The sequence below is a fragment of the Methylobacterium sp. D53M genome, assembly GCF_053345625.1.
This window is the reverse complement of the sequence record NZ_JBKFAL010000006.1, coordinates 24,523-50,789: the sequence shown is the minus strand read 5'-3', so window position 1 is coordinate 50,789 and position 26,267 is coordinate 24,523. Positions and strand designations below refer to the sequence as shown.

Genomic DNA, 26,267 nt, shown 5'->3' with positions numbered 1-26,267 from the left:
GATACGCGGGCTCCGCGGGCCGGTTACGCGGGCCCGCGCCGTCCGTGATGCCACGGAAACGTTGAGAATCGCCTTCCCGGCGCGGGGCGCCGGGGAGGCGGCGCCCGTTCAAGCGCGGCAGGCCTCGAACCCCTCCTTGATCGCCGCCGGATCGAGGTTGCGGCCGATGAACACCACCCGCGAGACCCGCTCCTCGTCCTTGCCCCAGTCGCCCTGCACGTCGCCGTCGAGGATCATGTGCACGCCCTGGAAGACGAAGCGCTTCGGCTCGTCGGGGAAGGCCACGATCCCCTTGCACCGCAGGATGTCCGGACCCTGCGACTGGGTGAGGTTCGAGATCCACGGCATGAACTTGTCCGGGTCGACCGCGCCCTCGATCTTGGCCGAGATCGAGCGGATGTCGGAATCGTGATGGTGGTGGTGCCCCGCCTCGAGGAAGTCGGGCTCGACGTCGAGGATGCGGTCGAGGTCGAAGGCGTTGCGCTCGAGGACCGCGTCGAGGGGCACGGCGCAGTTCTGCGTGCGGTGGAGCTTGGCCAGCGGGTTGATCGTGCGGATCTCGGCCTCGACGCGGTCGAGGTCGGCCGGGGAGACGAGGTCGCTCTTGTTGAGCAGGATCACGTCCGCGAAGGCGATCTGGTTCTTCGCCTCCGGCGCGTCCTTCAGGCGGTCGGACAGCCACTTGGCGTCGGCCACCGTCACCACGGCGTCGAGGCGGGCGGCCTCGCCGACATCCTGGTCGACGAAGAAGGTCTGCGCCACGGGGGCCGGGTCGGCGAGGCCGGTCGTCTCGACGATGATCGCGTCGAACTTGCCCCGGCGCTTCACCAGCCCGTCCATGATCCGGATCAGGTCGCCGCGCACCGTGCAGCAGACGCAGCCGTTGTTCATCTCGAACACCTCCTCGTCCGCGCCGACGACGAGGTCGTTGTCGATGCCGATCTCGCCGAACTCGTTGACGATCACGGCGTAGCGCTTGCCGTGGTTCTCGGTGAGGATCCGGTTGAGGAGCGTGGTCTTGCCCGCGCCGAGGTAGCCGGTGAGCACGGTGACCGGGATCTTGCCGGCGGCGGAACCGGGAGCGGCCGGGGCGGAAGCGTTGCTCGTATCGGACATGACGGCTTCTTCGGTGACGGGTGCGGGATCGCGCGGGCCTGGACCCGCGAGCGTTGTCATATTGTAACAAATCCCGTCAAAGGAAGACGGGGCCACACGGTTTCGCGACCGGGGCGCCGGATCGATTGCCTGTCGGACAAGCTTTGCTCTAGGCACGCCGTACCGCCCGAATCTTCCCGCGGCGCGCCATAGAAAAGCACCAGCGACCGCATTGATGTAGGCGTCGTCCGGGCACGTATCGTACTCTCGTCACCCAGCCCGGACTCTCGGTCCGGACCTAGAAGATCATCCGCATGGACGCCCGAAATCCGCTGGACCAGGACGAGGCCGTCGCCGTCCCCGCGCGCGGGCGCCGGTGGCCCGGCCTGCTGATCGCCGCCGTCCTGCTCGCGGCCGCCCTGGGCGCCGCCATCGCGTTTCCCGACCGGACCCGCGAGGCCGCCGCGCACCTCGTCGCGGCCGTGACCGGGCTGGTCGCCCCGGGCAACCCCGACCCGGGCATCGACGTGGAGAAGGCCGGCCCGGTGGAGCGGGTGTTCCGGCCCTCCAAGGAGCAGCGCGCCGCCTTCGAGATCCTGCCGGTCGCCAACCTCGTGTTCCGGCCCGAGGGCTCGGCCGAGGGACGGATCGCCCTCAACGAGGACGACAACGTCCCGGTGGTCTCGCCCTATGCCGGCCGGGTGACGAAGGTCCTGGTCCGGGCCGGCGACGACGTGAAGGCCGGCGACGTGCTGCTGACGCTCGAGGCCACCGACATGGTCCAGGCGCAGAACGACTATCAGGCGGCCGTGAACAACCTCCAGAAGCAGCAGGCGCTCCTGAAGCTCGACCAGACCATCGCGCAGCGCCAGCAGGAGCTGTTCCAGGCCCGCGCGACGGCGCTGAAGGACTACCAGTCGGCCCAGAACGACGTCATCGCCGCCCAGAGCGACCTGAAGACCGCCGAGGGCGCCCTCGACGCGGTGCGGAGCCGCCTGCGCCTGCTCGGCAAGACGGACGCCGAGATCGCCGCTTTCGAGAAGAACGGCACGATGAGCGCCGAGACGCAGATCCGGGCGCCGATCGCCGGCACGATCGTCCAGCGCAAGGTCGGCATCGGGCAGTACCTCTCGGCCTCCAGCGACCCGGTCTTCGTGATCGGCAACCTGTCGACGGTCTGGCTCGTGGCCAACGTCCGCGAGAGCGAGATCCCCAAGATCCGCATCGGCCAGGAGGTCGAGGCGAAGGTGGCGGGCTTCGGCGCGCGGGTGTTCAAGGCCCGGGTGAACTACATGGCCTCCAGCCTCGACCCGGCGACGCGGCGCCTCGCGGTGCGCAGCGAGGTCGACAACCCGGACCGCGTACTGCGCCCGGAGATGTTCGCCACCTACACGATCATCACCGGCAAGGGTGAGCCGAGCCCGAGCGTGCCGGTGGCCGCCATCGTGTACGAGGGCGACCGCACCCACGTCTGGGTGGCGCGGCCCGACGGCGCCGTGGAGGCGCGCGACATCAAGCTCGGCCTGATCAACGGCGACAACGCCCAGGTCGTCCAGGGCCTGAGCGCGGGCGAGCAGGTCGTCACCCGCGGCGCCCTGTTCATCGACCGGGCGGCCACCGGCGACAAGGCGTCCTGAGCGGGGATCCGATGAACGCCCTGATCGCCTTCTCGCTGCGCCAGCGCGTGCTGGTGGTGCTGCTGTTCGTCGTGATGCTCGGCGTCGGCTACGGCGCCTACACGCAGCTCAACATCGAGGCCTACCCGGATCCGGTCCCGCCGCTCGTCGACGTGATCACCCAGAATCCGGGCCAGTCGGCCGACGAGATCGAGCGCTACATCACCATCCCCCTGGAGGTGGCGCTCGCCGGCATCCCGAACGCCCAGGTGGTCCGGACGATCTCGCTGTTCGGCCTCTCGGACGTGAAGGTCCAGTTCAACTACGAGTACACGTACGAGCAGGCGCTGCAGCGGGTGCTCAACCGCCTGTCGCAGGCGCCGACCCTGCCCAACGGCGCCACGCCGCAGATCTCGCCGACGAGCCCTGTGGGCGAGATCATGCGCTACAAGCTCGTCGGCCCGGCGGGCTACTCGCCCATGGACATGAAGACCCTGCAGGACTGGGTGCTGCAGCGCCGATTCAAGGCGATCCCCGGCGTCGTCGACGTCACGGCCTTCGGCGGCAAGGCCAAGGAGTACGAGGTCGCGGTCGACCTGAACCGCCTCCAGGCCCAGGGCCTGACCCTGGTGCAGCTGACCAACGCGCTGAACAACGCCTCGATCAACGTCGGCGGCCAGACGCTGAACGTCGGGCAGCAATCGGCGGTGGTGCGCGGCATCGGCCTGATCCGCGACATGGACGACATTCGCGACACGATGATCAGCCTCGTCAACGGCACCCCGGTGCTCGTTCGGGACGTGGCGGAGGTGCGCGTGTCGAACGCCCCGCGCCTCGGCATCGTCGGGCACGACAACCAGCCCGACATCGTCGAGGGCATCGTGCTCATGACCCGCGGCGGCAAGAGCCTGCCGACGCTGGAGCGGGTCGAGGCCGAGATCGACAAGATCAACAGCTCCACGATCCTGCCGCCCGACGTGAAGATCGAGCGGATCTACGACCGCTCGGGCCTGATCCACACCACCACCCACACGGTGATGCACAACCTCGTCTTCGGCGTGGTGCTGGTGTTCGTGGTGCAGTGGCTGTTCCTCGGCTCGCTCACGAGCGCGATCATCGTGGCGGCCACGATCCCGTTCGCGCTCGGCTTCGCGATCCTGATCCTCGTGGTGCGCGGCGACTCGGCCAACCTGCTGTCGCTCGGCGCGATCGATTTCGGCCTGATCGTCGACGCGACCGTGATCATGGTGGAGAACGTCTTCCGCCACATCGCCGAGCCCGATCACGTGAAGGGCGAGGATCCGCCCGACGGCCTCACCGGGCGGCTCGGCACGATCGCGATCGCCGGGCGCGAGGTGAACCGGGCGATCTTCTTCTCGGCGACGATCATCATCGTCGGCTTCCTGCCGCTGTTCACGATGACCGGCGTCGAGGGCCACATCTTCGGCCCGATGGCCAAGACCTACGCGTACGCGCTGCTCGGCGGCCTGCTGGCGACCTTCACCGTCTCGCCCGCGCTCTCGGCCCTGATGCTGCCGAAGAAGCTCGAGGAGCGCGACACCCTGATCGTGCGGGTGCTGCGCGTCGGCCACGAGGCGGCCCTGCGCTTCGGCCTGCGCAACCGGATCCTGGCGGTCGCCGTGATGCTGGCGGTGCTGCTGGTCTCGGGCCTCACGGCCCGCAATCTCGGCCTCGAGTTCCTGCCGCGCCTCGAGGAGGGCAACCTCTACGTGCGCGGCACGATGCCGTCCTCGATCTCGCTGGAGGCCGGCAACGGCTACGTCCAGCGCATGCGCAAGATCTTCCAGGAGGTTCCGGAGGTCACCACCGTCCTGTCGCACCAGGGCCGCCCGAACGACGGCACCGACGCCACCGGCTTCTTCAACGTCGAGATCCTGGCGCCGCTCAAGCCGATCGACCAGTGGCGCAAGGGCCTCGACAAGGAGACCCTGATCCAGGACCTCAGCAAGAAACTGGAGGCCGAATTCCCCGGTATCGAGTTCAACTTCTCGCAGTATATCGAGGACAACGTCCAGGAGGCGGCCTCGGGCGTGAAGGGCGAGAACTCGGTCAAGATCTACGGCAACGACCTCGCGCAGCTCACCAAGACCGCCAACGCCGTCAAGGCCGCGCTCGCCACCGTCCCGGGCGTCACCGACCTGTCGGTGTTCGAATCCCTCGGCCAGCCGACGGTGCGGATCGACGTCGACCGCCACAAGGCCGCCCGCTACGGCCTCTCGATCGGCGACGTGAACACCACGATCCAGGCGGCGATCGGCGGCCAGACCGCGGGCGACCTCTACGAGTACGGCTCCGATCGCCACTTCCCGATGCGGGTGCGGCTCGCCAAGGAGTACCGCTCCTCGCTCGCCGGCATCCGCAACATCGCGGTCGGCGCCCAGAACCCCAACGGCGGCGTGATCCAGGTGCCGCTCTCCGAGATCGCCGACGTCGACCTCGTCTCCGGCGCCTCGTTCATCTACCGCGAGGACCAGCAGCGCTACATCCCGGTGAAGTTCTCGGTGCGCGGCCGCGACCTCGGCAGCGCCGTGCTCGAGGCCCAGCGCAAGGTCGCCGACGCGGTCGACCTCCCGCCGGGCTACCGGCTGGAATGGGTCGGCCAGTTCACCAACCTCAAGGAGGCGGCCGCCCGCCTCAGCCTCGTGGTGCCGATCACGCTGCTGCTGATCGCGCTGCTCCTCTACATCAACTTCTCATCGGTGGCCGACATGCTGCTGACCCTGTCGGTCATCCCGATGGCGATGATCGGCGGCATTTTCGCCCTGGCGCTGACCGGCACGCCGTTCTCGATCTCGGCGGCGATCGGCTTCATCGCGCTGTTCGGGATCTCGACCATGGAGGGCGTGATCCTGCTCGCCTACTACAACCAGCTGCTCGACGAGGGTTGGAAGCGGCAGGAGGCGGTCTGGCACGCCGCCGTGGTCCGCATGCGCCCGGTGATGATGACCTGCGTGGCGGCCTGCGTCGGCCTGCTGCCGGCCGCGGTCTCCACCGGCATCGGCTCGCAGGTGCAGAAGCCGCTGGCGCTCGTGGTGGTGGGCGGCATCATCCTGGCGCCGAACCTGATCCTCGTGATCGTCCCGGTGCTGATCTCGCTGTTCTCCCGCCGCCGCCCGAACCCGGACGCCCGGGCGCGGCCCGCGCACCGGGCCGCCGCGTGAGCCGGCTCACGACCCCGCGGGCCGGCGCGCGGCCCGTTGCAGGGGGGCCACAACGGCCACACCGCGCGCGCCGCCCGGGGATGGTCGGATTGACTTGGCAGCGGGTCGCGCCGCTCTACCGAGGTGAGGTTTTCGGGGGCGGGATGGTGAGCTTTGCGCCGAGACGGTGCGGACGGGCGACCGCGTGGCTGGCGGCCTCCCTGGGCCTGTCGGCCTGCGCGGTCGGCCCGAACTTCGTGGCGCCCGAGGCTCCGCCGGTCGGCCGCTACACCAAGGAACCGCTGCAGAATCCCTCCGCGGCCGACAACATCCGGACCCGGCAGGGCGGCTCGGCCGACCAGAGCTTCGTGTCCGGCGCCGACATCCCGGGCGAGTGGTGGAGGCTGTTCCACTCGAAGGCCCTGAACCGCGTCGTCGAGCAGGCGCTCGCCAACAACCCGACGCTGGAGGCCGCGCAGGCCTCCCTGCGGGTGGCGCAGCAGAACGTGCTGGCCCAGAAGGGCACCCTCTACCCGAGCCTGACCGCGACGCCGCAGGTCCAGGGGGCGCTGGCGCCCGGCCTCGACCTGCAATCGCCCCTCAACAATCAGAGCCGGTACCTCTACAGCCTGTCCACGCCGCAGGCGGTGGTCTCGTACAATCCCGACGTGTTCGGCGGGAATCGCCGGCAGATCGAGTCGCTGGAGGCCACCACCGAGAACCAGCGCTTCCAGCTGGAGGCGGCCTACCTGAGCCTGACCGCCAACGTCGTCGCCGCCGCGATCCAGGAAGCGTCCTTGCGGGCGCAGATCGACGCGACCCGCAAGGTGATCCAGGCGCAGACCGAGGTCCTGCAGCTCTACAACAAGCAGCTCTCGCTGGGTCAGATCGCCGGGGCCGACGTGGTGCAGCAGCAGGCCGCGCTGGCGCTGTCGCAGCAGCTCCTGCCGCCGCTGGAGAAGGCGCTCGCTCAGCAGCGCAACCTGCTGACCGCCCTGGCGGGGCGCCTGCCCTCCGACGAGGTCTCCGAGACCTTCGACCTCGCCGCCCTGCGCCTGCCGACTCGGCTCCCGGTGAGCCTGCCCTCGCGGCTCGTGCAGCAGCGCCCCGACGTGAAGGCGGCGGAGGCCCTGGTGCAGCAGGCGAGCGCCAATGTCGGCGTCGCGGTGGCGAACCGCCTGCCGCAGTTCAGCCTGACCGCCACGGGCGGCTCCAGCGCCACGCGGATCGCCCAGATCGCCAACCCGGGGGCGGCGTTCTTCACGATCATCGGGCAGGCGACGGCGCCGATCTTCGATGCCGGCACCCTGTTCCGGCGCCAGCGGGCCGCCGAGGAATCGCTGACGGAGGCGCAGGCGCAGTACAAGGCGACGGTGATCACCGCCTTCCAGAACGTCGCGGACGCGCTGCGCGCGCTCCAGGCCGACGCCAAGGCCGTGGCCGCCGCCGACGCCGCGGTGAGCGCCACGAACCAGAGCCTCGCGCTGATCCGCAAGCAGTACACGGCCGGGGCGATCACCTCCTCGCAGGTGCTGATCGCCCAGCAGGGTTACCTCTCGGCGCTGGTGACCTCGGCGGCGGCGCGCGCGACCCAGTACGCCGACACCGCCGCGCTGTTCGTGGCCCTCGGCGGCGGCTGGTGGAACCGCGCCGACGTGGCGCCGCCCCCACCCGAGAAGGACCCGCTGAAGTTCCTCTGACGGGGCCGCCTCAGGTGTACATCGCGATGGCGTCCTGCAGCATCTGGTCGGTGGTGCTCATGACCTTGGTGTTGGCCGTGTAGGCCTGCTGGGTCTCGATCATCTTCGAGAACTGATCCGAGATCCCGGCATTCGACTGCTCCACCGAGCCGGCCGTGATGGTCGCGCCGTTGAGGCCGTAGCTCGGCGTACCGGACTGGCCGGTGGCCACGTAGGTGCCGCCATCGAGCGAGGCGAGGTTGTCCTGCATGCCGAACTGCGCCAGCTGCAGCGTGCCGAGGGCCAGGGTGCTGCCGTCCGCGGCCGTGCCCGTGAGGGTGCCGGCGGGCGAGACCGCGAGGCTCGCCAGGGTGCTCGCCCCGGTCGGAACCTGGACGGGGGTTGTCGCCGAGGGGCCGGCGAACAGGTAGTAGCCCGCGCCGTTGGAGAGGTAGCCGCTGGCGTCCGGCGCGAAGTCGCCGCGCCGCGTGTAGCCGGTGTCGCCGGCGAAGGCCGGGCTGTCCGGCGTCCCGGTGTTCTTCTTGACGACGAAGTAGCCGTTGCCCGAGATCGCGAGGTTGGTCGCCACACCGGTCGACTGCATCGTGCCCTGGATGTTGAGGCTGTTGCGCGTGCTCGGCAGCACGCCGCCGGTCAGCTGCGTGCCGTCCCGGGTCTCGGCCAGCATGTCGGCGAACCGCGTCTCGGTGGACTTGAAGCCCACCGTCTGGGTGTTGGCGATGTTCCCCGAGATGTTGTTCAGGGCTAGCGACTGCGCCGAGGCGCCGGAAATCGAGTTCGAGAGCGCGGTGTAAAGGCCCATCGGGGTCTCCGTTCGCCGGAGCGGCACGGTCCCCGATCCGACGGAGGCCGATAAGGACCCACTATGGTTAACCGACGGTGTGTGACCGCGTGTTGCTGAGCCGGCCCGCGCCGCGCGCGCCATGCCGGCGGACCCGTCACGCCCCGAGGACGCTCAGCACGATCTCCCGCCGGTGCGGCCGGTCGCGGTGCTCGATCAGGTAGATCCCCTGCCACGTGCCGAGCGCCAGCGCCCCGCCGACCAGCGGGATGGCCAGGGCCGAATCGGTGACCAGGGTGCGGATATGGGCCGGCATGTCGTCGGGCCCCTCGGCGCCGTGGACGTAGCCGGCGTGGCGCGGCGCGAAGCCGTCGAGCGCGGTCATCAGGTCGGTCTGGACGTCGGGATCGGCATTCTCCTGGATGGTGAGCGAGGCCGAGGTGTGCCGGCAGAACACCGTGACGAGACCGTCCCGGACGCCGCTGCCGCGCACGAACTGCGCCACCGCGGCGGTGAAATCCGTGAAGCCCGGACCCGGGGTCGCGATGGTGAGGCGCGCGCTGGCGTGGCGCTCCACCGGACCGGAGGCCAGCGCCTCGACCGACCCGATCCTGCCGTGTCCCTGCCTCATGCGGTCTTCTCCATCAGGGCCGCGCCCGGCGCGATCTCGCGCTCGCCGCGGGCGAGGATCCGTTCCAGCACGTCGATCCGGTCGGCCTCCGCGGGCGGCTTGTCCCAGCGGATGCGGCTGACCCGGGGGAAGCGCATCGCCACCCCCGACTTGTGCCGGGTCGAGCGCTGCACGCCTTCGAAGGCGATCTCGAGCACGAGCCCGGCCTCACGGCCGTGGGCGACCTCGCGCACCGGGCCGAAGCGCTTGGTGGTGTTGTTGCGGACGTAGCGGTCGAGCTTGGCGAGCTCGGCGTCGGTGAAGCCGTGATAGGCCTTGCCCACCGGCACCAGCTCGTCGCCGCCCTCGGGGACCTCCCGCCAGACGCCGAACGTGTAGTCCGAGTAGAAGGACGAGCGCTTCCCGTGCCCGCGCTGGGCATACATCATCACGGCGTCGACGATGTGCGGCTCGCGCTTCCACTTCCACCACGGCCCCTTGGGGCGTCCCGGCAGGTAGGGGCTGTTGAGGCGCTTGAGCATCACGCCCTCGATGGCGTCGGCATCCGCGCCGGCGCCCACCGAGGCCGGGTCCGCACGGGCGGCCGCCAGGGCCTCCCAGTCCGCGAAGGGCACGAGCGGCGAAATGTCGATCCGCGCGTGGTCGAGGCGCGTGACCAGCGCCTCCAGCTTCTGCCGCCGCTCCGCGAAGGGTTCTGCCCGAAGGTCGTCGCCCTCCAGGGTGAGGAGGTCGTAGGCCCGCACGTGGGCCGGGAACTCCTCCAGGAGCTTGCCCGTCACGGCCTTCCGGTTCAGGCGCTGCTGCAGCACGTTGAAGCTCTGCACCCGCCGCTCGCGGAGGATCAGCAGCTCGCCGTCGAGGGCGCCCGCGAAGGTGATGGCTTCGGCGAGGTCCGGGAACGCCCCGGTGATGTCCTCGCCGGTGCGGGAGTAGACCTTCCCGACCTGCTGGCCGCTCCGGTCAAGGCCGCCGACGAGCTGGACGCGGATGCCGTCCCACTTCCACTCGGCCGAGAACGCCCCGGCCTCCAGCTTCTCGAGGTCGGCCTCCTCCTCGATCGGGTGCGACAGCATCGGCGGCCGGAACGGCGCGGGGTTCAGCGTCTCGGGCCGCTCGGCCCGGCCCTCGACCCAGGCGAACAGGGTCTCGAAGGGTGGGGTCAGCCCGTGCCAGACCTCCTCGACGGCGTCGGCGTCGTAGTTGCCCAGCGCGCCCACCGCCGTCTTGGCGAGCCGCGCCGAGACGCCGACCCGCAGGTTGCCGGTGACCAGCTTCAGGAGCGCCCAGCGCCCGGTCTCGTCGAGGGCGTCGAGCCAGTCGGCGAGATGGCGGGGCAGATCGCGCTTGGGGATGGTCGCGAGGGTTTCCACAACCTCGGCCAGGGTCGGGACATGCGGCGGCGGGTTGTTGTGGCCGGGGCCCGGTTTCCGCGGCGCCTCCGCCGGTCCCGGCCAGATCAGCGCCGTCGTCTCCGCGAGGTCGCCCACGTAATTGTGCGACAGCCGGAACAGCACCGGGTCGATCCGCTCCTCGACCAGTCCCCGGATCAGGGCCGGCTTGGCCTCGCGGAAGCTCAGCGTGCCGGTCATGGCGCCGAGCGCGTAGCCGCGCTCGGGATCGGGCGTGCGCGCGAAGTAGTCCTGGAGCATGCGCAGCTTGGCGTTGCGGCGCGGCTCGTAGGCGAGGCGGTCGAGCAGGTGGGCGAAGTCGTTCACGCCGCCGCCTCCGCCCCGGAGCCCGCCTCCGAGGTCTCCTCGACCTCGCCGTCATCGCCGTAGCCGAGCAGGTGGAGCGGCTTCGCCCGGATCCCCTGGGTCCCGCACCAGTGGACCAGCGCGTCCTCTTGGCCGTGCGTCACCCAGACCTCCCCGGCGCCGGTGTCGCGGATGGTGCGGCACAGGTCCGGCCAGTCGGAATGGTCGGAGATCACTAGCGGCAGCTCGACGCCCTTCTGGCGGGCGCGGGCGCGCACCCGCATCCAGCCCGAGGCGAAGCAGGTCACCGGGTCGGGGAACTTGCGGGACCACAGATCCTGGATCGACGAGGGCGGGCAGAGCACGATCGCCCCGTGCAGGTCCTTCCGCTCGGCGGCCACGACCTTGGGCGTGTCGCCGAGCGGCACGCCCTCCTCCTTGTAGAGCGTCGTCAGCTTCTCCATGGCGCCGTGCAGGTGGATCGGGCGGTCCCAGCCCTCCTCGCGCAGGAGCGCCATCACCCGCTGCGCCTTGCCGAGCGCGTAGGCGCCCACGATGTGAGCGCGCTCCGGGAACAGCTTCACCGATTCGAGGAGCTTGCGGACCTCGCCCCGCGTGTCGGGATGAGTGAAGACCGGCAGTCCGAAGGTCGCCTCGGTGATGAACACGTCGCAGGGCACGACCTCGAAGGGCAGGCACGTCGGGTCCGGCGCGCGCTTGTAGTCGCCCGACACCACGACGCGGACGCCGTCCCGCTCGATGGCGATCTGCGCCGACCCGAGGACGTGGCCGGCCGGGGCGAAGCGCACGGTCACGTCGCCGACGCGGAGCGCCGCGCCGAGCTGCGCCTCCTGCCGCTGGCGGCAGAAATCCGCGCCGTAGCGCACCGCCATGATCCGCAGGGTCTCGGGCGTCGCCAGCACCTGGCCGTGGCCCGCGCGGGCGTGGTCGGCATGCCCGTGCGTGATCAGCGCGCGCTCCACGGGCCAGGTCGGATCGACGTGGAAGCGTCCGAGGGGGCAGTAGAGACCCTCGCGGGTCAGGGTGAGGAGATCGCTGGCGCGTATCGGCATCGGGTCCGTGCTGCCGGTGGAGTCCGCCGGTGGCCCCGGTATATAGGCGCCCCCGACCCGGCAGACGCATGGCCTCGCAGCTCAGTTCCGGCGACCTCCTCGCCGATCGCCGCTACCGCTACGCCGAGGCCTGCCTCGCCGACGGCGACCACGCGGCCGCCGCCGACCTCGCCGAGCAGGTCCTGGAACGCGCCCCGCGCTACGCGCCGGCCTGGCTCCTGCTGGGCCGGGCGCGCGCGGGTCTGGCCGCCGCCGGCCCCGATCCGGCCCTGCGCGACGCGGCGGCGCAGGCCTATGCCCGCGCCCTCGCCATCGATCCCGAGGACAGGCTGGGCGTGCGCGCGCACCTCGCCCGCCTGGGCGGCGGCGACACCCTCCCGGTCCTGTCGCCGGCCTATGTCCGCGCCCTGTTCGACGGCTACGCGCCGCGCTTCGAGCGCCACCTCGTGGACGGCCTCGGCTATGTCGGCCCGCAACTCGTCCGCGACGCCCTGCCGTGTATTCCGGAGCGCTTCGCGGTCGGTCTCGATCTCGGCTGCGGCACGGGGCTGATGGGCGAGGTCGTGCGCGACCGGGTCGACCATCTCACCGGAATCGACCTCTCCCCCGGGATGCTGGCGCTGGCGCGGGCCAAGACGGCGCGGGGTCGGCCGCTCTACGAGCGCCTCGTCGAGGGCGACATCGGCGCCGCCCTGACCGACCTGCCGGAGGCGTCGGCCGACCTCTGCCTCGCCGCGGACGTCCTGATCTACGTCGCGGATCTCGCGACGTTCCTGGCGCGGGTGGGGCGGGTCCTGCGGCCGGGCGGGCTCGGTGCCGTCACGGTGCAATCCCACGACGGCCCCGGTTCCGTCCTGGGCGAGGACGGCCGCTACGCCCACGCGGAGGCCCACATCGCGGCGACGGCAGCCGCGTCCAGATTGGAGCTGCTGACGACGAGACCGGCGGAAGTCCGTCGCGAGGGCGGACGGCCGGTGCCGGGGCGCGTCGTTGTGTTGCGGCGCACATCGGCATGAAACCGCTCCGCTATTCGTCCATTGTCAGTCGACCGCGACTAGGCGCGGCGGCTCGATCGGGGGATCAGCATGGCGGAATACGGAAGTCGGACAGGTGGTGCAGCACCGGAGCGGAAACCTGAGCCACCGGCCGACAAGTCGTTTCCCGCCGATCCGCGAACCCGCATCCCTTTCGCGATCGCCCTCGCGGCGCTCGCGGGCTGCGCTGACTCCATCGGCTTTCTGGAATTCTCGCAGCTCTTCATGTCGTTCATGTCGGGCAACACCACCCGCTTCGGCGTGGCGGTGGCCAACGCCGACTGGGAGAACGTCAGCCGCGTCGCCAGCACGATCTGCATGTTCTGCTTCGGCGCCTTCCTGGGAACGCTGATCGCCGCCTGGGTCGGGCGCTGGCGCCTCGCCGTCCTGCTGACGCTCCAGGCCCTGCTGCTCGCCGGAGGCCTGCTGATGCCCTGGGGTACCTTCGCGTATCCGCTCCACGCCTACCCGATCGTCCTGGCGCTGGGCCTCCAGAACGCGACGCTGCAGGACGAGGGCGGCCGCTCCCTGGCGCTCACCTACGTCACGGGCGCCGTGGTGCGTTTCGGCACGGGCTGCGCCAACCTGCTGCTCGGCACGGTGGCGCCGTCCTTCTGGATCCAGGCACCGCTCTGGGCCGGGCTGAGCACCGGCGCGGTCGTGGGCGGCCTGCTCGACATGCGCTACGGCGAGTCGGCCTTCCTGTTCCCGGCGGCCCTGGCCGCCATCCTGGCGATGATCGCGATCGTCCTGACCATCGCCAAGCCGGGCAGCACCCTGGTGGCGGGCTCCTCCCCGGCGCCCGACGCCAGCCCGAAGGCCGAGGTCATCGACGCGATCCACTGAGACCCGGCCGCGGCGGCGGGATCGGGGTCAGCCGTCCGAATCCCGGACGCTGCCCCGGCCCTGCTTGATCGCGGCGCGGCTCTTCTTCGCGCCGATGCGCCGCTCCTGCGAGCCCCGGGTCGGCTTCGTGGGCCGGCGGATCGGCGGCGGCGGCTTGGCCGCCTCCGCCACCAGATCGACGAGCCGCTGCAGCACGTCGGCCCGGTTGCGCTCTTGCGTCCGGTGCCGCTGCCCGGCGAGGACGAGAACGCCGTCCTTGGTCATCCGCCGCCCGGCGAGCCGCACGAGATTGGTCCGCACCCGCTCGTCGAGGGCGGGCGAGGCCAGCGCCGCCCAGCGCAGCTGGACCGCGGTCTCGACCTTGTTGACGTTCTGTCCGCCGGCGCCCGAGGCGCGCATGAAGGACAGCTCGATCTCGTCCTCGTCGATGGCGATGCGCGGCGTCACCCGCAGGGGCATGGCACCCTCCCAGGCCGCACGCCGACGGCGCGCCGCGCGCCCGCGTCGGGTGCGCAGCCCACGGGCGGGCGGATGCGGATCGGCGGCCCCGTCACCATATCTGTCTCGTGCCTCCCGTCCCGTACACCGCGCCCCGTCGGAGCGATCCCGCCCTCGTCCTACGCGGAGCCCCGATTCAGGCCGCCTCGGCCGGCGTGCGGGCGCGGAGCGCGAGGGCGTGCAGCCCCCGCTTGAACGCGTCGTCGAGCAGCGCGTTCACCAAGCGGTGCCGCTCGACGCGGCTCTTGCCCTCGAACGCCGACGCGACGATGTCGAGCCGGTAATGGGTCTCGCCCCCCGGCCGCGCTCCGGCGTGGCCGGCATGCAGATGCGACTCGTCGATCACGTCGAGCCGCGCCGGCGCGAGTTGCTCCCGCAGCCGCGCCTCCATCCAGTCCCGCAGGGTGCCGCCCGCGCCCGCACCGTCCGTCATCGTGCCCTCGCGTCGTGTCCGTGGGCGCCGTCAAGCCCGATCCCGCGCATGCGTCATCAGGCCCGGTGCCCTTGTGTCTCAGGTCCGCCCCCTCATAATCGGCCCGTCATGGATCTCAACTCGCGCCTGTTCGACAGCATCCGGATCAAGCCGACCTGCGACGAGCCGAAGCCCGCCGCGGAAGCCGGCTGCGAGAGCCCCGGCTGCACCCATCCGGGCCTGTACCGGGCGCCGAAGGGGCGGAAGGCGGAGGGTCAGTACTGGCGCTTCTGCATCGACCATGTCCGCGCCTACAACGCCACCTACAATTACTTCGATGGCATGAACGACGCCGCCGTTCAGGCCTACCAGAAGGACGCGATCATCGGTCATCGCCCAACCTGGGCGATGGGCGTGAACCGGACCGGCGAGGCCAAGCCGGCGGACGAGCCGGTTCGGGACTGGGCCTACGTCGATCCCCTCGGCATCCTGCGCGGCGAGGGCGTCGGCGACGCGCGCCGGCGTGCCCGCCAGCCCGAGGAGCCGCGCAAGCCCAAGCACTCGGCGACGGTGCGCCGCGCCCTCGACGTGATGGGCCTCGAGGAGGGCGCGGACGCGGCCGCCATCAAGGCGCAGTACAAGGTGCTGGTGAAGCGCTTCCACCCGGACGCCAACGGCGGCGACCGCTCCTTCGAGGAGCGCCTGCGCGACATCATCCGCGCCCACGACGTGCTCCGCGCGGCCGGTCTCTGCTGAGCGGCACGAACGATGCACGCCGGTTCGCACCCAGGATAGGGCAAACCGCGCGGGGCGGCCCTATATGGGATCCATGCCGGTCGGTGGCGCGCGAGCGCGCCGCCGTCTAAGGATGGCTCCGCCCCGCCGCGGAGGCCCGGCTCGACGTCCTTCCGCGCGGATGCTTCACTGTTTGGGAGTGGAGCGCCCGCGCCTCACGAGGTTCCGAATGCTCTCTGACGCTACGCCCGCCGCGCTGCCCGACCGCACCGTCTCCGTCCGCGATGTCTTCGGCATCGACCTCGACCTCAAGGTGCCGGCCTTCGCCGAGCCCGAGGAGCACGTGCCGGATGTCGACCCGGACTACATCTTCGACCGGGAGACGACGCTCGCGATCCTGGCCGGCTTCGCCCGCAACCGCCGCGTGATGGTCACCGGCTATCACGGCACCGGCAAGTCGACCCATATCGAGCAGGTCGCCGCCCGGCTGAACTGGCCGTGCATCCGGATCAACCTCGACAGCCACGTCTCGCGCATCGACCTCGTCGGCAAGGACGCCATCGTCCTGCAGGACGGCAAGCAGGTCACCGCCTTCCAGGACGGCATCCTGCCCTGGGCGCTGCAGAACAACGTCGCGCTCGTGTTCGACGAGTACGACGCCGGCCGCCCGGACGTGATGTTCGTGATCCAGCGCGTGCTGGAGCTCTCGGGGCGGCTGACGCTCCTCGACCAGAAGCGCGTGATCCGCCCGCACCCGGCCTTCCGGCTGTTCGCCACCGCCAATACGGTGGGCCTCGGCGACACGTCGGGCCTCTATCACGGCACGCAGCAGATCAACCAGGGCCAGATGGATCGCTGGTCGATCGTCACCACGCTGAACTACCTGCCGCACGACCGCGAGGTCGACATCGTGCTCTCGAAGGCGACGCATTACCGGGGCGACCAGGGCCGCGACATCGTCAACCGGATGGTGCGCGTGGCGGATCTTACCCGCAACGCCTTCATGAACGGCGACCTCTCCACCGTCATGAGCCCGCGCACGGTGATCACCTGGGCCGAGAACGCCGACATCTTCAAGGATATCGGCTTCGCCTTCCGGGTGACGTTCCTCAACAAGTGCGACGAGCTGGAGCGGACGCTGGTGGCCGAGTTCTATCAGCGCGCCTTCGGCAAGGAGCTGCCCGAGAGCGCGGTGAACGTCGCGCTGAGCTGACCCGCATGGAGGACGCGATGGCGCATCCGGCCCCGACGCGCGAGGACGCCCCGGCGACTGCGCACGCGCGGGGACGGACTCGCCACGCGGACGATCTCTACACCTGGGTTCAGGAGCAGGTGGCACTGCTCCGCGCCGGCCGGGTGGACGCGCTCGACCTCGACAACATCGCCGAGGAGCTGAGCGATGTGGGTTCGGAGCAGTACGATAAGCTCGAGAGCGCGATCGAGGTGCTTCTCGCCCACGCCCTCAAATGGGATCACCAGCCCGAGCGGCGCAGCCGAAGCTGGTCGCTGACGATTGCGGAACAGCGCGTACGGATCGACAGGCAGGTGCGCAAAAATTCAGGTCTCAAGCCGCGCATCGCCGAAGCCGCCAGCGAAGGCTACCGGATCGGTCGGATCCGAGCCGCTCGCGAGATGAAGCGATCGCCCGAAACCCTGCCCGCGGACTGTCCCTACAGCTGGGACGAGATCCTGAACCGCCCCTTCGCGTTCGAGGACGACCGGTAGCGCTGATGTCTATCTCCAACCGCAAGCCCGGCGAGCGCCGCGAACCCGTGGCCGAGCCCCTGAAGCGCTCGGTGGCCGGGTGCCTGCGCGCCATCGCCCGGCGCTCCGAGGTCGAGGTCACCTACGCGACCGACCGGCCGGCGCTCACCGGCGACAAGGCCCGCCTACCTGAGCCCCCGCGCAAGCTCTCGGCGCAGGACGTCGCGGTGCTGCGCGGCAACGCCGACGCCATGGCGCTGCGGCTGGGCTGCCACGACGTGGCCGTCCACCGCCGTCTCGCCCCCGAGAACGCACCCGCGCGCGCCGTGTACGACGCGGTCGAGCAGGCCCGGGTCGAGGCGATCGGGTCGCGCCGGATGGCGGGCGTGGCCAGCAACATCTCGGCGATGCTGGAGGACCGCTACCATCGCGGCGGCAAGTACGAGTCCATCACCGACCGGGCCGACGCTCCGATGGAGGATGCCGTCGCCCTGATGGTGCGCGAGCGCCTGACCGGCCAGAAGCCGCCCGAGGCCGCGACCAAGATCGTCGAGCTGTGGCGCGAGCATATCGAGGCCAAGGCCGGCCCGAACCTCGACGGGCTGCTCGGCTCGATCGAGGATCAGCGCAAGTTCGCCCGCTCGGTGCGCGACCTCCTCACCTCCCTCGACATGTCGGACGAGACGCCGTTCGACGCGGAGGACGACGAGAACGACGACGAGAACGACGCCCAGGACGACGAGCAGAGCCCCAGCGAGGGCGATTCGGAGGAGAAGAGCCAGGGCGAGCGCGCCGAGATCGAGACCTCCGAGGAGGCCTCCGACGAGATCGAGGAGGGCGCCCAGGAATCCGCCGACGCACCGTCCGGTGAGTTGCCCGAGGAGGCCGAGGACGCGGAGTCGGAGGAGGCCTCGGAGGCCTCGCGCCCGCCGCAGCGGCAGGGCAACGAGGCGCGCGGGCCCGAGTACAAAGTGTTTAATCCGCGGTTCGACGAGGTCATCCACGCCGAGGAGCTGTGCGACGCCGACGAGCTGTCGCGCCTGCGCTCCTACCTCGACAAGCAGCTCTCGCACCTGCAGGGCGTGGTCGGCCGCCTCGCCAACCGGCTCCAGCGCCGCCTCCTCGCCCAGCAGAACCGCGCCTGGGAGTTCGACCTGGAGGAGGGTCAGCTCGACCCGGCGCGGCTCGTGCGCGTGGTCATCGACCCGTACCAGCCGCTCTCCTTCAAGCAGGAGAAGGATACCAACTTCCGCGACACGGTTGTCACGCTGCTCCTCGACAATTCGGGCTCGATGCGCGGCCGGCCGATCACCGTGGCGGCGACCTGCGCCGACATCCTGGCGCGGACGCTGGAGCGCTGCGGCGTGAAGGTGGAGATCCTGGGCTTCACCACCCGTGCCTGGAAGGGTGGCCAGAGCCGCGAGGCGTGGCTCGCCGCCGGCAAGCCGCCGAATCCCGGCCGCCTGAACGACCTGCGCCACATCGTCTACAAGTCGGCCGACGCGCCCTGGCGGCGCGCGCGGAAGAACCTCGGGCTGATGATGCGCGAGGGGCTGCTCAAGGAGAACATCGACGGCGAGGCCCTGGACTGGGCGCACAAGCGCCTGCTCGGACGGCCGGAGCAGCGCAAGATCCTGATGGTGATCTCCGACGGCGCGCCGGTGGACGATTCGACCCTGTCGGTGAATGCCGGCAACTACCTGGAGCGGCACCTGCGCTGGATGATCGAGGAGATCGAGACGCGCTCGCCGGTGGAACTGCTGGCCATTGGCATCGGCCACGACGTGACCCGGTACTATCGCCGCGCCGTGACGATCATCGACGCCGAGGAGCTCGGCGGGGCGATGACCGAGAAGCTCGCCGAGCTGTTCGAGGAGGACGGCGCGGCGCCAACGGGGCGGATGCTGCGTGCAGCGGGCGGGCGGCGGTAATCACGCCCCGCGCTGCCGCGCGCAACAGACGATCCGCGTCGAGGAAGCCGGCAGATCCGGACCGAACCTCGACACGGTTCATGTTCGCAACTTGGACGGCGAAGCCCCCTCCGTCATCACGAGCGCAGCGAAGTGACCTAGGGCAGCGCGGGGCTTGTCCACGTGGCGCCGCCTGGATTGCTTCGCTCCGCTCGCAAAGACGGCGCCGGGGCATCGGCCGGACATTGACGGCAGCCTGCGGCCGAGCTCTGGATTGCTTGGAGTGGCATGCCAGCCGCAAACAAGCGGAAACCGCCGCGGCCTCGACGGCCACGGCGGTTCAAACCGTCCGATAGGGGCGTGAAGCCCGACGACTCAGGCCGCGGCGGCCGGGGTCTCGGCGAGCTTCTTGTGGATCTCGCGCTTCAGGAGGCGGGCAGTCTGCGACAGGTCACCCTCGCCGGCCTTGATCAGGAAGGCGTCGAGGCCGCCGCGGTGCTCCACCGAGCGCAGGGCGTGCGCCGTGACCCGCAGGCGGACGCGCTTGCCCAGCGCGTCGGACTGGAGTGTGACGTTGCACAGGTTCGGCAGGAACCGGCACTTGGTCTTGCGGTTCGAGTGGCTCACGAGGTGGCCGACCTGAACGGCCTTGCCGGTGAGTTCGCAGCGGCGCGCCATGATAAAAAACGATCCCGTCTCGTTCCGCCCGGTGAAGACCCGATCGCGGCCGGCGCGATCATCGTCGCAGCGGGCGGCGCCCATTGCGTGTTCCAGGTCCGGCGGAGTCCTGTTGAAGGCGCGAGCCTATAGGCGACGAAGGCGCGGTGCGTCAAGGTGCCGGCGGGGTTCAGCATCGCGCCGGACGACCAACGGTCTGTTAACCACGATGCCGGGATATAGCCTTCTTCCACCTGCAGGAAGGCGCCTCTCCCCGCTCCGTGCGTCGCAGAGGACGTCGGCGAGCGGGTGTGTTCGAGAGGGTGCGTTCGAGCGAGTGTCTTGGCCCGCCCGCCCTGGGATGCGATCCGGATCATGAGCGCCACGCCAATCCGTCGAATGATCAAGCCGTCGAAGAAGCACGCTGCCGGGCGCCTCGCGGGCAGCCTCCTCGCGGTCGCGGCCTTCGCGACCCCGACCGATGCCGGCGCGCGGACGTCGCGGGCCAAGCGGGCCGCGCCCGCCGCCGCGACCGTGGCGGTCGATTACGGCATCAACCTCGCCGGTCTCCCGATCGGCACGGCGCGCCTCGCCGGCTCCTTCGACCGCGACCGCTACCTGATGGACGTGTCGGCCGTGCTCACCGGCCTCGTCGGCGCGATCACCGGCGGCAAGGGCTCCGCCCGGGCCTCCGGAAGCTTCTCGGCCGCGCCGCAGCCCGGCGCCTTCGCCATCGCGACGCAGACGGCGAGCTCCGGCATCGCGGTGCGCATGGCCCTGGCGCGCGGCAACGTCGTCCAGGCCGAGATCACGCCGCCGCTCGTCGACATGCAGGACCGCGTGCCGGTCACCCCGGCCAACAAGCGCGGCATCATCGACCCGGTGAGCGCGCTGCTGATGCCGACCCAGGGGCGCGGCGAGCCCCTCGACCCGGAGAATTGCAACCGGACCCTGCCGGTCTTCGACGGCGCCACCCGCTTCAACGTGGTGCTGAGCTACGCCGAGACCCGCCCGGTGCAGAAGCCCGGCTATGCGGGGCAAGTCCTCGTATGCAACGCCCGCTACCAGGCGGTCGCCGGCCACCGGCCGGACCGGCCGGGCGTCAAGTTCATGGAGGAGAACCGCGAGATGTCGGTCTGGCTCGCCCCCGTCGAGGGGACGCGCGTCCTGATCCCGCTGCGCATCTCGGTGCTCACCACGATCGGCACCAACATCATCGAGGCCACGCGCTGGAGCCAGAGCGGCACGCCGACGACCACCGGCACGGCCGGCAACAGTACGACCACCGGCACGGCCGGCAACAGTGTCGCGCAGGCGAGCCTGTCCGGGCAGTAGCGGCGCCGCAGAGGGCTGCGCAGGGAGCGTTTGACCGGCGGCCGGTTTCCCGGCACCTCGGCGCGGCGCGGCAGCCGCGCGGGGAGGTCAGCAGTGCCGAAGGGCTACATCATCGTCCGGATGACGGTCACCGACCCGGACACCTACAAGGACTACGCCGCCATGGCCTCCGAGGCGATGCGCAAGTACGGCTGCAAGCCGCTGGTGCGCGGCGGCCGCTGCGAGGCGCTGGAGGGCGAGGGCCGTCCGCGCAACGTCGTGCTGGAATTCGAGTCCTACGAGGCGGCGCGCACCTACTACTTCTCGCCCGAGTACCAGGCTGCCGTAGCCAAGCGCCGGCCCGCGGGCATCGGCGAGGTGGTGCTCGTCGAGGGCGTCGACTGATCGCCGGCCCGGTCACAACCGGACCTGACGCGGCCCGCGCCTTCCGCGCCCAAGCCGCGAAATGACCCGGCAAGGGCGCGGGGACGGACAGAGTCGCGCGCCCGCGGTGCCCCGCATTCCGTGCCGGCGGGCGCGATCGCGGCGGGGACCGCGGCCGCGCGGGTGGAGGGAATCTTCACGTTCCCGGCGATAATGCCCGGATGTGCTCGCCTGCCCTCCGAATCGCCCTCGCCCTCGCCCTGGTCGCGCTCGCGGGGCCGGCCGCGGCGCAGTCCCTCAGTGCCGGGTCCGCCGATCCGGGGTGCGGCGGTGACGCCTTCTCGTCGGCCGAGGTCGTCGAGAACAGGCCGCCCCGCCGCGGCCCCCTCGTCGCGACACCCGACACGCTCTGCGCCGACCTCGCGCCGCAGCCGGGCGCGACGACGACGCAGATCGACGTCTACCCGATGATCACGCCGCAGATTGGACCTGGCGGCGGCGGCATCCCATATGGGGGAGGACCGTACCGGCCCTAGCGTTCCTGACGCGGCCGGCCGGTCGAACCCGCCTCCCCGCCCGCGCCGCGACGGCGCCGCGACGGCCTTCCCGCTCGAAGGAACCGCCGACCATCGACGCGCTGCTCCGCCCCACGCCCAGCCGCTCGCTGTCCCGCGAGGCCCGCGCCCGCGGCGTCACCGCGGTCCTCGGGCCGACCAACACCGGCAAGACGCATCTCGCCATCGAGCGGATGCTCGCCCACCCGACCGGCATGATCGGGCTGCCCCTGCGGCTGCTCGCCCGCGAGGTCTACCTGCGCGTCGTCGCGAAGGTCGGCCCCGAGAAGGTCGCCCTCGTCACCGGCGAGGAGAAGATCAAGCCGGACCGGCCGCGCTATTGGATCTGCACCATCGAGGCGATGCCGCGTGACCTCGACGTGGCGTACGTCGCCATCGACGAGATCCAGCTCGCCGCCGACATGGATCGCGGCCACGTCTTCACCGACCGCCTGCTCTACGTGCGCGGCCGGGAGGAGACCCTGCTGATCGGCTCCTCGACCATGCTGCCGCTGGTCCAGGACCTCATTCCCAACGTCCACACGACGACCCGGCCGCGGCTCTCGCAACTCACCTTCGCGGGAGAGAAGCGGCTGTCGCGCCTGCCCCGGCGCACCGCCATCGTGGCATTCTCGGCCGAGGAGGTCTACGCGATCGCCGAGCTGATCCGCCGCCAGCGCGGGGGCGCCGCGGTGGTGCTGGGCGCACTCTCGCCGCGGACCCGCAATGCCCAGGTCGAGATGTACCAGGCGGGCGACGTCGACTACCTCGTGGCCACCGACGCGGTCGGGATGGGCCTCAACCTCGACGTCGATCACGTCGCGTTCGCGGCCAACTGGAAGTACGACGGCACCCGCTTCCGCAAGCTCACCCCCGCCGAGATGGGCCAGATCGCGGGGCGCGCCGGCCGCCACCTCGCGGACGGTACCTTCGGCTCGACCGGACGCTGCCCGCCCTTCGAGGCCGAGTTGGTGGAGCGGCTGGAGAGCCACGACTTCGATCCCCTGCGCATCCTGCAGTGGCGCAATCCGGATCTCAGCTTCGGCAGCCTGGAGGGCCTGCAGGCGAGCCTCGACGAGCACCCGCGCGAATCGGGCCTGACGCGCGCGCCCATGGGGGAGGACCAGCAGGCCCTCGAGATCCTCATGAAGGAGGACGACATCCGCGACATGGCGCGGAGCGCCGCTACGGTGCGCCGCCTGTGGGACGTCTGCGGCGTGCCGGATTACCGCAAGGTCCACCCGCAGGTGCACGCCGACCTCGTGGCGCAGCTCTACCGATTCCTCATGAAGGGCATGGCGGGCCGCATCCCCGACACGTGGTTCGCCGAGCAGGTCGCGATGATCGACCGGACCGACGGCGACATCGACACGCTGTCCCGCCGGATTGCCCAGGGACGCACCTGGACCTTCGTGGCGAACCGTCCCGACTGGCTGCGCGACCCAGAACATTGGCAGGGCGAGACTCGTCGGGTAGAGGACAGGCTGTCCGACGCCCTGCACGAACGCCTCGCGAGCCGCTTCGTCGACCGGCGCACAAGCGTCCTGATGCGGCGCCTGAGAGAGAACACGATGCTCGAAGCCCAGATCACCGCCGACGGTGACGTCACCGTCGAGGGTCAGCATGTCGGCCACCTTCACGGATTCCTGTTCGTTCCCGATGCCAGCGCCGAGGGGCACGAGGCCAAAACCCTGAGGAGCGCCGCCGAGAAGGCGCTCGCCGGGGAGATCGAGTCCCGGGCCGAGCGGTTTTCGGCAACGGCCGATTCGACCCTCGTGCTCTCGCACGACGGCACGATCCGCTGGACCGGCGCGCCCGTCGCCAAGCTCACCCCCGGCGAGAAGCTGTTCGCCCCGCAGATCCGTCTGCTGGCGGACGACAGCCTGACCGGCGCGCATCGCGAGAAGGTCGAGGCGCGCCTCGACGCGTGGTTGAAGGCCTACATCGTGCGGCTGCTCGGGCCGTTGATGGAGATCGAGACCGCGGCCGACCTCACCGGCCTCGCCAAGGGGATCGGCTACCAAGTCGTCGAGGCGCTCGGCGTGCTGGAGCGCTCGAAGGTGGCGCACGAGATGCGCAGCCTCGACCAGGAGGGCCGCGGCGCCCTGCGCCGCCACGGCGTCCGGTTCGGCGCCTACCACATCTTCCTGCCGGCGCTGCTGAAGCCGGCGCCCCGCACGCTCGCGGCCCAGCTCTGGGCCCTGCGCAACGGCGGCCTCGACCAGCGCGGCCTCGACGAGATCGCGCATCTCGCCGGCTCCGGCCGCACCTCGATCAAGGTCGACCGCGAGATCGCCAAGGGACTCTACCGCGCGGCCGGCTTCCGGGTCAGCGGAGAGCGGGCGGTGCGCGTCGACATCCTGGAGCGGCTCGCCGACCTGATCCGCCCGGCGATCGCCTACCGGCCCGGCACCACCCCGGGCGCCCCGCCGGACGGCACCGCCGACGGCGACAGCTTCGTGGCCACCGTCGGCATGACCTCGCTGGTCGGCTGCTCGGGCGAGGATTTCGCCTCGATCCTGAAGTCGCTCGGCTACAATTCCGAGGCGCGCCCCGGCCCGGCCATCACGGTGCCGCTCGTCCCCGCTGCCGCCACCGCGCCGGCGGCGCCGACCGCCGCCGAGGCTTCCTCCGAGGAGGCTGTCGCCGCGCAGGCTGATGCCGCCGAGCCGGTCGGCGACGAGGCCCCGGCCGCCGAGGGTGTCGAGACCACCGCCGATCACGCTGACGCGGCCGAGGAAGCCCCGGCCGCCCTCGAGGCGGAGCCCGCCGAGGGCGAGACTGCGGACGAGTCGGCCGGCACGCCGGTCGACGCGGCCACCGAGGCGCCCGCGACCGAGGCGCTCGCGACCGAGACATCTGCGACCGAGTCGCCCCACGCCGAGGCGGAGCAGCCGGCCGAGGCGGACGCCGCGCCGGCGGCCGAACCCATCGCCGAGGAGACCGCGCCCGACGCGGCCGCCGAGGCGAAGCCCGACGCGGCCGAGACGGCCGAGGCCGTTGGTGCCGAGGGCGAGGGCGCAGCCGAGATCCCGCAGATCGAGGTCTGGCGCCTGCAGCGCCACCAGCGCCCGGCCCACCAGCGCCCGCAGAACCGTCCCCGCGGGGCTGGTCGGGGGCGCGACGGCGGCCAGCAGGGCCAGCATGCGGGACAGGGGCGTCCCGACGGTGGCCGGCCGGAGCAGCGCCGGGCCGAGGGCGACGGTGGCCCGCGCCCCGGCCGGGACCGCGGCCCGCGCCGCGACCGCTTCGAGGGCGGCCGTCCGGAACGCCGCGACGACCAGCGCGGCGCCGAGCAGCGGCATTCCGGCCCGCGGCCCGACCAGCGGCCGCCGCGGCGCGAGCGGGCGCCCGATCCGGACTCGCCCTTCGCCAAGCTCGCGGCCCTGAAGGCGCAGCTCGAGGCCGGCGACGGCGGGAAGCGCTGATCCGCGGCGGATGCGCGAGGACCGGCAGCGCCTCGACAAGTGGCTGTGGTTCGCGCGCTTCGCGCGGACCCGGTCGCTCGCGGCGCGGCTGGCCTCCGACGGCTTCGTGCGGGTGAACGGCAGCCGGGCCGAGAACCCCGCGAAGGCCATCGGCATCGGTGACGTGGTCACGGTGGCGGCGCCCCACGCGACCCTGGCCGTGCGGATCCTCGGTCTCGGCCTGCGCCGCGGCCCGGCGTCGGAGGCGCGGCTCCTCTACGACGACCTGTCGGGCGGCACCCTGTCGGTCGAGGACGGTCCGGACGGGCCGTCCGAGTGATGAGGTCGCGCCACAGCGGCCGCGCGAGCGACCCGACGCGAACCCTTGCGGCGCCCGCACGCTTGTCAGTCTGGGAGGCAGCGTCTAGAGCCGTGGGCCTCCGGGATCCGTCCCCGTGTCGGGTCTCACCGGCGTTCCCCTCGCAGCACCCTCCGGGCGCGCGGGCCGTCTCCAGGCTCCGCCCGGGCCAAGTCGAGTTTTAGGACGAAGACATCCGATGACCTACGTCGTCACCGACAATTGCATCAAGTGCAAGTACACGGACTGCGTCGAGGTCTGTCCGGTGGACTGCTTCTACGAAGGCGAGAACATGCTCGTCATCCATCCGGACGAGTGCATCGATTGCGGCGTCTGCGAGCCGGAATGCCCCGCCGAGGCGATCAAGCCCGACACCGAGTCGAATCTCGACACGTGGCTGAAGCTGAACGCCGACTACGCCAAGTCCTGGCCCAACATCACGCAGAAGAAGGAAGCGCCGGCCGACGCCAAGGATTGGGACGGCAAGAGCGGGAAGCTCGAGGCGCATTTCTCGCCCAACCCCGGCTCGGGCGACTGACCCCGCGCCGGCCCCGCAGGTTCTGACGCCGGCCCGCGGCCCGCTTCCCAGATTGCGGGAAGATCTGTCGGGCCCCTGCCGCCGCTGAACCCCGCGGCGGGGCTGCGTCATACGAGGGCCTGATACGCGGCCAGGTCATTCCTGTCCCGCCGCACCAGTGTAAAA

23 protein-coding genes are annotated in these 26,267 nt (G+C 71.1%); 15 read left to right on the top strand and 8 right to left on the bottom strand.

From position 1 onward, the window contains the following. Positions 1-108 precede the first annotated feature (108 nt). Positions 109-1,116, bottom strand: coding sequence for a CobW family GTP-binding protein (locus ACLBYG_RS12010; RefSeq protein ID WP_427508632.1), 1,008 nt, complete (start codon positions 1,114-1,116; stop codon positions 109-111). A 293-nt stretch (positions 1,117-1,409) separates the two neighbouring features. Between ACLBYG_RS12010 and ACLBYG_RS12005 the strand changes: the two genes are divergently transcribed. From ACLBYG_RS12005 to ACLBYG_RS11995, 3 genes are all read left to right on the top strand, one after another. Then, positions 1,410-2,732 carry an efflux RND transporter periplasmic adaptor subunit gene (locus ACLBYG_RS12005; protein WP_447681601.1) on the top strand — a complete coding sequence of 441 codons (1,323 nt, stop codon included), beginning with the start codon at positions 1,410-1,412 and terminating at the stop codon, positions 2,730-2,732. Between the two features lie 11 nt (positions 2,733-2,743). Beyond that, positions 2,744-5,893: an efflux RND transporter permease subunit gene (locus tag ACLBYG_RS12000; protein ID WP_091976736.1), complete on the top strand. Its 3,150-nt coding sequence runs from the start codon at positions 2,744-2,746 to the stop codon at positions 5,891-5,893. 143 nt (positions 5,894-6,036) lie between these two features. Continuing rightward, complete coding sequence (locus tag ACLBYG_RS11995; protein WP_331297820.1) at positions 6,037-7,572, top strand: efflux transporter outer membrane subunit; 1,536 nt, start codon at positions 6,037-6,039, stop codon at positions 7,570-7,572. A 10-nt stretch (positions 7,573-7,582) separates the two neighbouring features. Here ACLBYG_RS11995 and ACLBYG_RS11990 read toward each other — a convergent pair whose 3' ends face one another. From ACLBYG_RS11990 to ACLBYG_RS11975, 4 genes are all read right to left on the bottom strand, one after another. Beyond that, complete coding sequence (locus ACLBYG_RS11990; RefSeq protein WP_056525841.1) at positions 7,583-8,374, bottom strand: flagellar hook basal-body protein; 792 nt, start codon at positions 8,372-8,374, stop codon at positions 7,583-7,585. Between the two features lie 136 nt (positions 8,375-8,510). Next, a complete protein-coding gene (locus ACLBYG_RS11985; RefSeq protein WP_447681600.1) occupies positions 8,511-8,984 on the bottom strand; it encodes a secondary thiamine-phosphate synthase enzyme YjbQ in 474 nt (157 codons plus the stop codon). Then, positions 8,981-10,699 carry a cisplatin damage response ATP-dependent DNA ligase gene (locus tag ACLBYG_RS11980; protein ID WP_447681599.1) on the bottom strand — a complete coding sequence of 573 codons (1,719 nt, stop codon included), beginning with the start codon at positions 10,697-10,699 and terminating at the stop codon, positions 8,981-8,983. Before ACLBYG_RS11980 ends, ACLBYG_RS11985 begins: the two co-directional genes overlap by 4 nt. Further along, the gene (locus tag ACLBYG_RS11975) at positions 10,696-11,751 is read right to left on the bottom strand and encodes a ligase-associated DNA damage response exonuclease (RefSeq protein ID WP_447681598.1); all 1,056 of its coding nucleotides are present in this window, start codon (positions 11,749-11,751) and stop codon (positions 10,696-10,698) included. The genes ACLBYG_RS11980 and ACLBYG_RS11975 overlap by 4 nt, the downstream gene beginning before the upstream one ends. A gap of 68 nt (positions 11,752-11,819) precedes the next feature. Here ACLBYG_RS11975 and ACLBYG_RS11970 point away from each other — a divergent pair, with 68 nt between their 5' ends. Together ACLBYG_RS11970 and ACLBYG_RS11965 are read left to right on the top strand one after the other, a co-directional pair. Then, on the top strand, positions 11,820-12,767 hold the full coding sequence (locus ACLBYG_RS11970) for a class I SAM-dependent DNA methyltransferase (RefSeq protein ID WP_447681597.1): 948 nt from the start codon (positions 11,820-11,822) through the stop codon (positions 12,765-12,767). 69 nt (positions 12,768-12,836) lie between these two features. After that, complete coding sequence (locus tag ACLBYG_RS11965) at positions 12,837-13,631, top strand: YoaK family protein (RefSeq protein ID WP_056525824.1); 795 nt, start codon at positions 12,837-12,839, stop codon at positions 13,629-13,631. 27 nt (positions 13,632-13,658) lie between these two features. Here ACLBYG_RS11965 and arfB read toward each other — a convergent pair whose 3' ends face one another. After that, positions 13,659-14,090: an alternative ribosome rescue aminoacyl-tRNA hydrolase ArfB gene (arfB, locus tag ACLBYG_RS11960; RefSeq protein ID WP_447681596.1), complete on the bottom strand. Its 432-nt coding sequence runs from the start codon at positions 14,088-14,090 to the stop codon at positions 13,659-13,661. 175 nt (positions 14,091-14,265) lie between these two features. Continuing rightward, complete coding sequence (locus tag ACLBYG_RS11955; RefSeq protein ID WP_020092683.1) at positions 14,266-14,562, bottom strand: BolA family protein; 297 nt, start codon at positions 14,560-14,562, stop codon at positions 14,266-14,268. 108 nt (positions 14,563-14,670) lie between these two features. Here ACLBYG_RS11955 and ACLBYG_RS11950 point away from each other — a divergent pair, with 108 nt between their 5' ends. The 4 genes from ACLBYG_RS11950 (at position 14,671) to cobT (ending at position 18,911) form a co-directional block, all read left to right on the top strand. Next, positions 14,671-15,297, top strand: coding sequence for a J domain-containing protein (locus tag ACLBYG_RS11950; RefSeq protein ID WP_020092684.1), 627 nt, complete (start codon positions 14,671-14,673; stop codon positions 15,295-15,297). Positions 15,298-15,505: 208 nt separating this feature from the next. Continuing rightward, positions 15,506-16,489 carry a cobaltochelatase subunit CobS gene (gene cobS, locus ACLBYG_RS11945; protein ID WP_012320633.1) on the top strand — a complete coding sequence of 328 codons (984 nt, stop codon included), beginning with the start codon at positions 15,506-15,508 and terminating at the stop codon, positions 16,487-16,489. A 5-nt stretch (positions 16,490-16,494) separates the two neighbouring features. After that, positions 16,495-17,001 carry a DUF29 domain-containing protein gene (locus ACLBYG_RS11940; protein ID WP_354455547.1) on the top strand — a complete coding sequence of 169 codons (507 nt, stop codon included), beginning with the start codon at positions 16,495-16,497 and terminating at the stop codon, positions 16,999-17,001. Positions 17,002-17,006: 5 nt separating this feature from the next. Further along, positions 17,007-18,911: a cobaltochelatase subunit CobT gene (gene cobT, locus ACLBYG_RS11935; protein ID WP_447681595.1), complete on the top strand. Its 1,905-nt coding sequence runs from the start codon at positions 17,007-17,009 to the stop codon at positions 18,909-18,911. A 354-nt stretch (positions 18,912-19,265) separates the two neighbouring features. Here cobT and rpmB read toward each other — a convergent pair whose 3' ends face one another. Further along, positions 19,266-19,568 (bottom strand): 50S ribosomal protein L28, encoded by a 303-nt coding sequence (gene rpmB / locus ACLBYG_RS11930; RefSeq protein ID WP_012320636.1) that lies wholly within the window; start codon positions 19,566-19,568, stop codon positions 19,266-19,268. A 378-nt stretch (positions 19,569-19,946) separates the two neighbouring features. Here rpmB and ACLBYG_RS11925 point away from each other — a divergent pair, with 378 nt between their 5' ends. From ACLBYG_RS11925 to fdxA, 6 genes are all read left to right on the top strand, one after another. Continuing rightward, positions 19,947-20,882 carry a DUF3108 domain-containing protein gene (locus ACLBYG_RS11925; RefSeq protein WP_447681696.1) on the top strand — a complete coding sequence of 312 codons (936 nt, stop codon included), beginning with the start codon at positions 19,947-19,949 and terminating at the stop codon, positions 20,880-20,882. A 93-nt stretch (positions 20,883-20,975) separates the two neighbouring features. Then, positions 20,976-21,266 (top strand): DUF1330 domain-containing protein, encoded by a 291-nt coding sequence (locus ACLBYG_RS11920; protein WP_020092689.1) that lies wholly within the window; start codon positions 20,976-20,978, stop codon positions 21,264-21,266. A 200-nt stretch (positions 21,267-21,466) separates the two neighbouring features. After that, positions 21,467-21,781: a hypothetical protein gene (locus tag ACLBYG_RS11915; protein WP_447681594.1), complete on the top strand. Its 315-nt coding sequence runs from the start codon at positions 21,467-21,469 to the stop codon at positions 21,779-21,781. 101 nt (positions 21,782-21,882) lie between these two features. Further along, positions 21,883-25,227 carry a helicase-related protein gene (locus tag ACLBYG_RS11910; protein ID WP_447681695.1) on the top strand — a complete coding sequence of 1,115 codons (3,345 nt, stop codon included), beginning with the start codon at positions 21,883-21,885 and terminating at the stop codon, positions 25,225-25,227. Between the two features lie 10 nt (positions 25,228-25,237). Beyond that, positions 25,238-25,546 (top strand): RNA-binding S4 domain-containing protein, encoded by a 309-nt coding sequence (locus ACLBYG_RS11905; RefSeq protein ID WP_447681593.1) that lies wholly within the window; start codon positions 25,238-25,240, stop codon positions 25,544-25,546. 217 nt (positions 25,547-25,763) lie between these two features. Beyond that, positions 25,764-26,102 (top strand): ferredoxin FdxA, encoded by a 339-nt coding sequence (fdxA, locus tag ACLBYG_RS11900; protein WP_020092693.1) that lies wholly within the window; start codon positions 25,764-25,766, stop codon positions 26,100-26,102. Positions 26,103-26,267 lie beyond the last annotated feature (165 nt).

Bases quoted from the DNA above. Each gene is read 5' to 3' on its own strand.
- cobS (WP_012320633.1), top strand. From the start codon at position 15,506: ATGCTCTCTGACGCTACGCCCGCCGCGCTGCCCGACCGCACCGTCTCC.
- ACLBYG_RS11925 (WP_447681696.1), top strand. From the start codon at position 19,947: ATGATCAAGCCGTCGAAGAAGCACGCTGCCGGGCGCCTCGCGGGCAGC.
- ACLBYG_RS11970 (WP_447681597.1), top strand. From the start codon at position 11,820: ATGGCCTCGCAGCTCAGTTCCGGCGACCTCCTCGCCGATCGCCGCTAC.
- ACLBYG_RS11940 (WP_354455547.1), top strand. From the start codon at position 16,495: ATGGAGGACGCGATGGCGCATCCGGCCCCGACGCGCGAGGACGCCCCG.
- ACLBYG_RS11990 (WP_056525841.1), bottom strand. From the start codon at position 8,374: ATGGGCCTTTACACCGCGCTCTCGAACTCGATTTCCGGCGCCTCGGCG.
- ACLBYG_RS11985 (WP_447681600.1), bottom strand. From the start codon at position 8,984: ATGAGGCAGGGACACGGCAGGATCGGGTCGGTCGAGGCGCTGGCCTCC.
- cobT (WP_447681595.1), top strand. From the start codon at position 17,007: ATGTCTATCTCCAACCGCAAGCCCGGCGAGCGCCGCGAACCCGTGGCC.
- ACLBYG_RS11950 (WP_020092684.1), top strand. From the start codon at position 14,671: ATGGATCTCAACTCGCGCCTGTTCGACAGCATCCGGATCAAGCCGACC.
- fdxA (WP_020092693.1), top strand. From the start codon at position 25,764: ATGACCTACGTCGTCACCGACAATTGCATCAAGTGCAAGTACACGGAC.
- ACLBYG_RS11965 (WP_056525824.1), top strand. From the start codon at position 12,837: ATGGCGGAATACGGAAGTCGGACAGGTGGTGCAGCACCGGAGCGGAAA.
- ACLBYG_RS12000 (WP_091976736.1), top strand. From the start codon at position 2,744: ATGAACGCCCTGATCGCCTTCTCGCTGCGCCAGCGCGTGCTGGTGGTG.
- rpmB (WP_012320636.1), bottom strand. From the start codon at position 19,568: ATGGCGCGCCGCTGCGAACTCACCGGCAAGGCCGTTCAGGTCGGCCAC.
- ACLBYG_RS11905 (WP_447681593.1), top strand. From the start codon at position 25,238: ATGCGCGAGGACCGGCAGCGCCTCGACAAGTGGCTGTGGTTCGCGCGC.
- ACLBYG_RS11995 (WP_331297820.1), top strand. From the start codon at position 6,037: ATGGTGAGCTTTGCGCCGAGACGGTGCGGACGGGCGACCGCGTGGCTG.
- ACLBYG_RS12005 (WP_447681601.1), top strand. From the start codon at position 1,410: ATGGACGCCCGAAATCCGCTGGACCAGGACGAGGCCGTCGCCGTCCCC.
- ACLBYG_RS12010 (WP_427508632.1), bottom strand. From the start codon at position 1,116: ATGTCCGATACGAGCAACGCTTCCGCCCCGGCCGCTCCCGGTTCCGCC.
- arfB (WP_447681596.1), bottom strand. From the start codon at position 14,090: ATGCCCCTGCGGGTGACGCCGCGCATCGCCATCGACGAGGACGAGATC.
- ACLBYG_RS11975 (WP_447681598.1), bottom strand. From the start codon at position 11,751: ATGCCGATACGCGCCAGCGATCTCCTCACCCTGACCCGCGAGGGTCTC.
- ACLBYG_RS11955 (WP_020092683.1), bottom strand. From the start codon at position 14,562: ATGACGGACGGTGCGGGCGCGGGCGGCACCCTGCGGGACTGGATGGAG.
- ACLBYG_RS11915 (WP_447681594.1), top strand. From the start codon at position 21,467: ATGTGCTCGCCTGCCCTCCGAATCGCCCTCGCCCTCGCCCTGGTCGCG.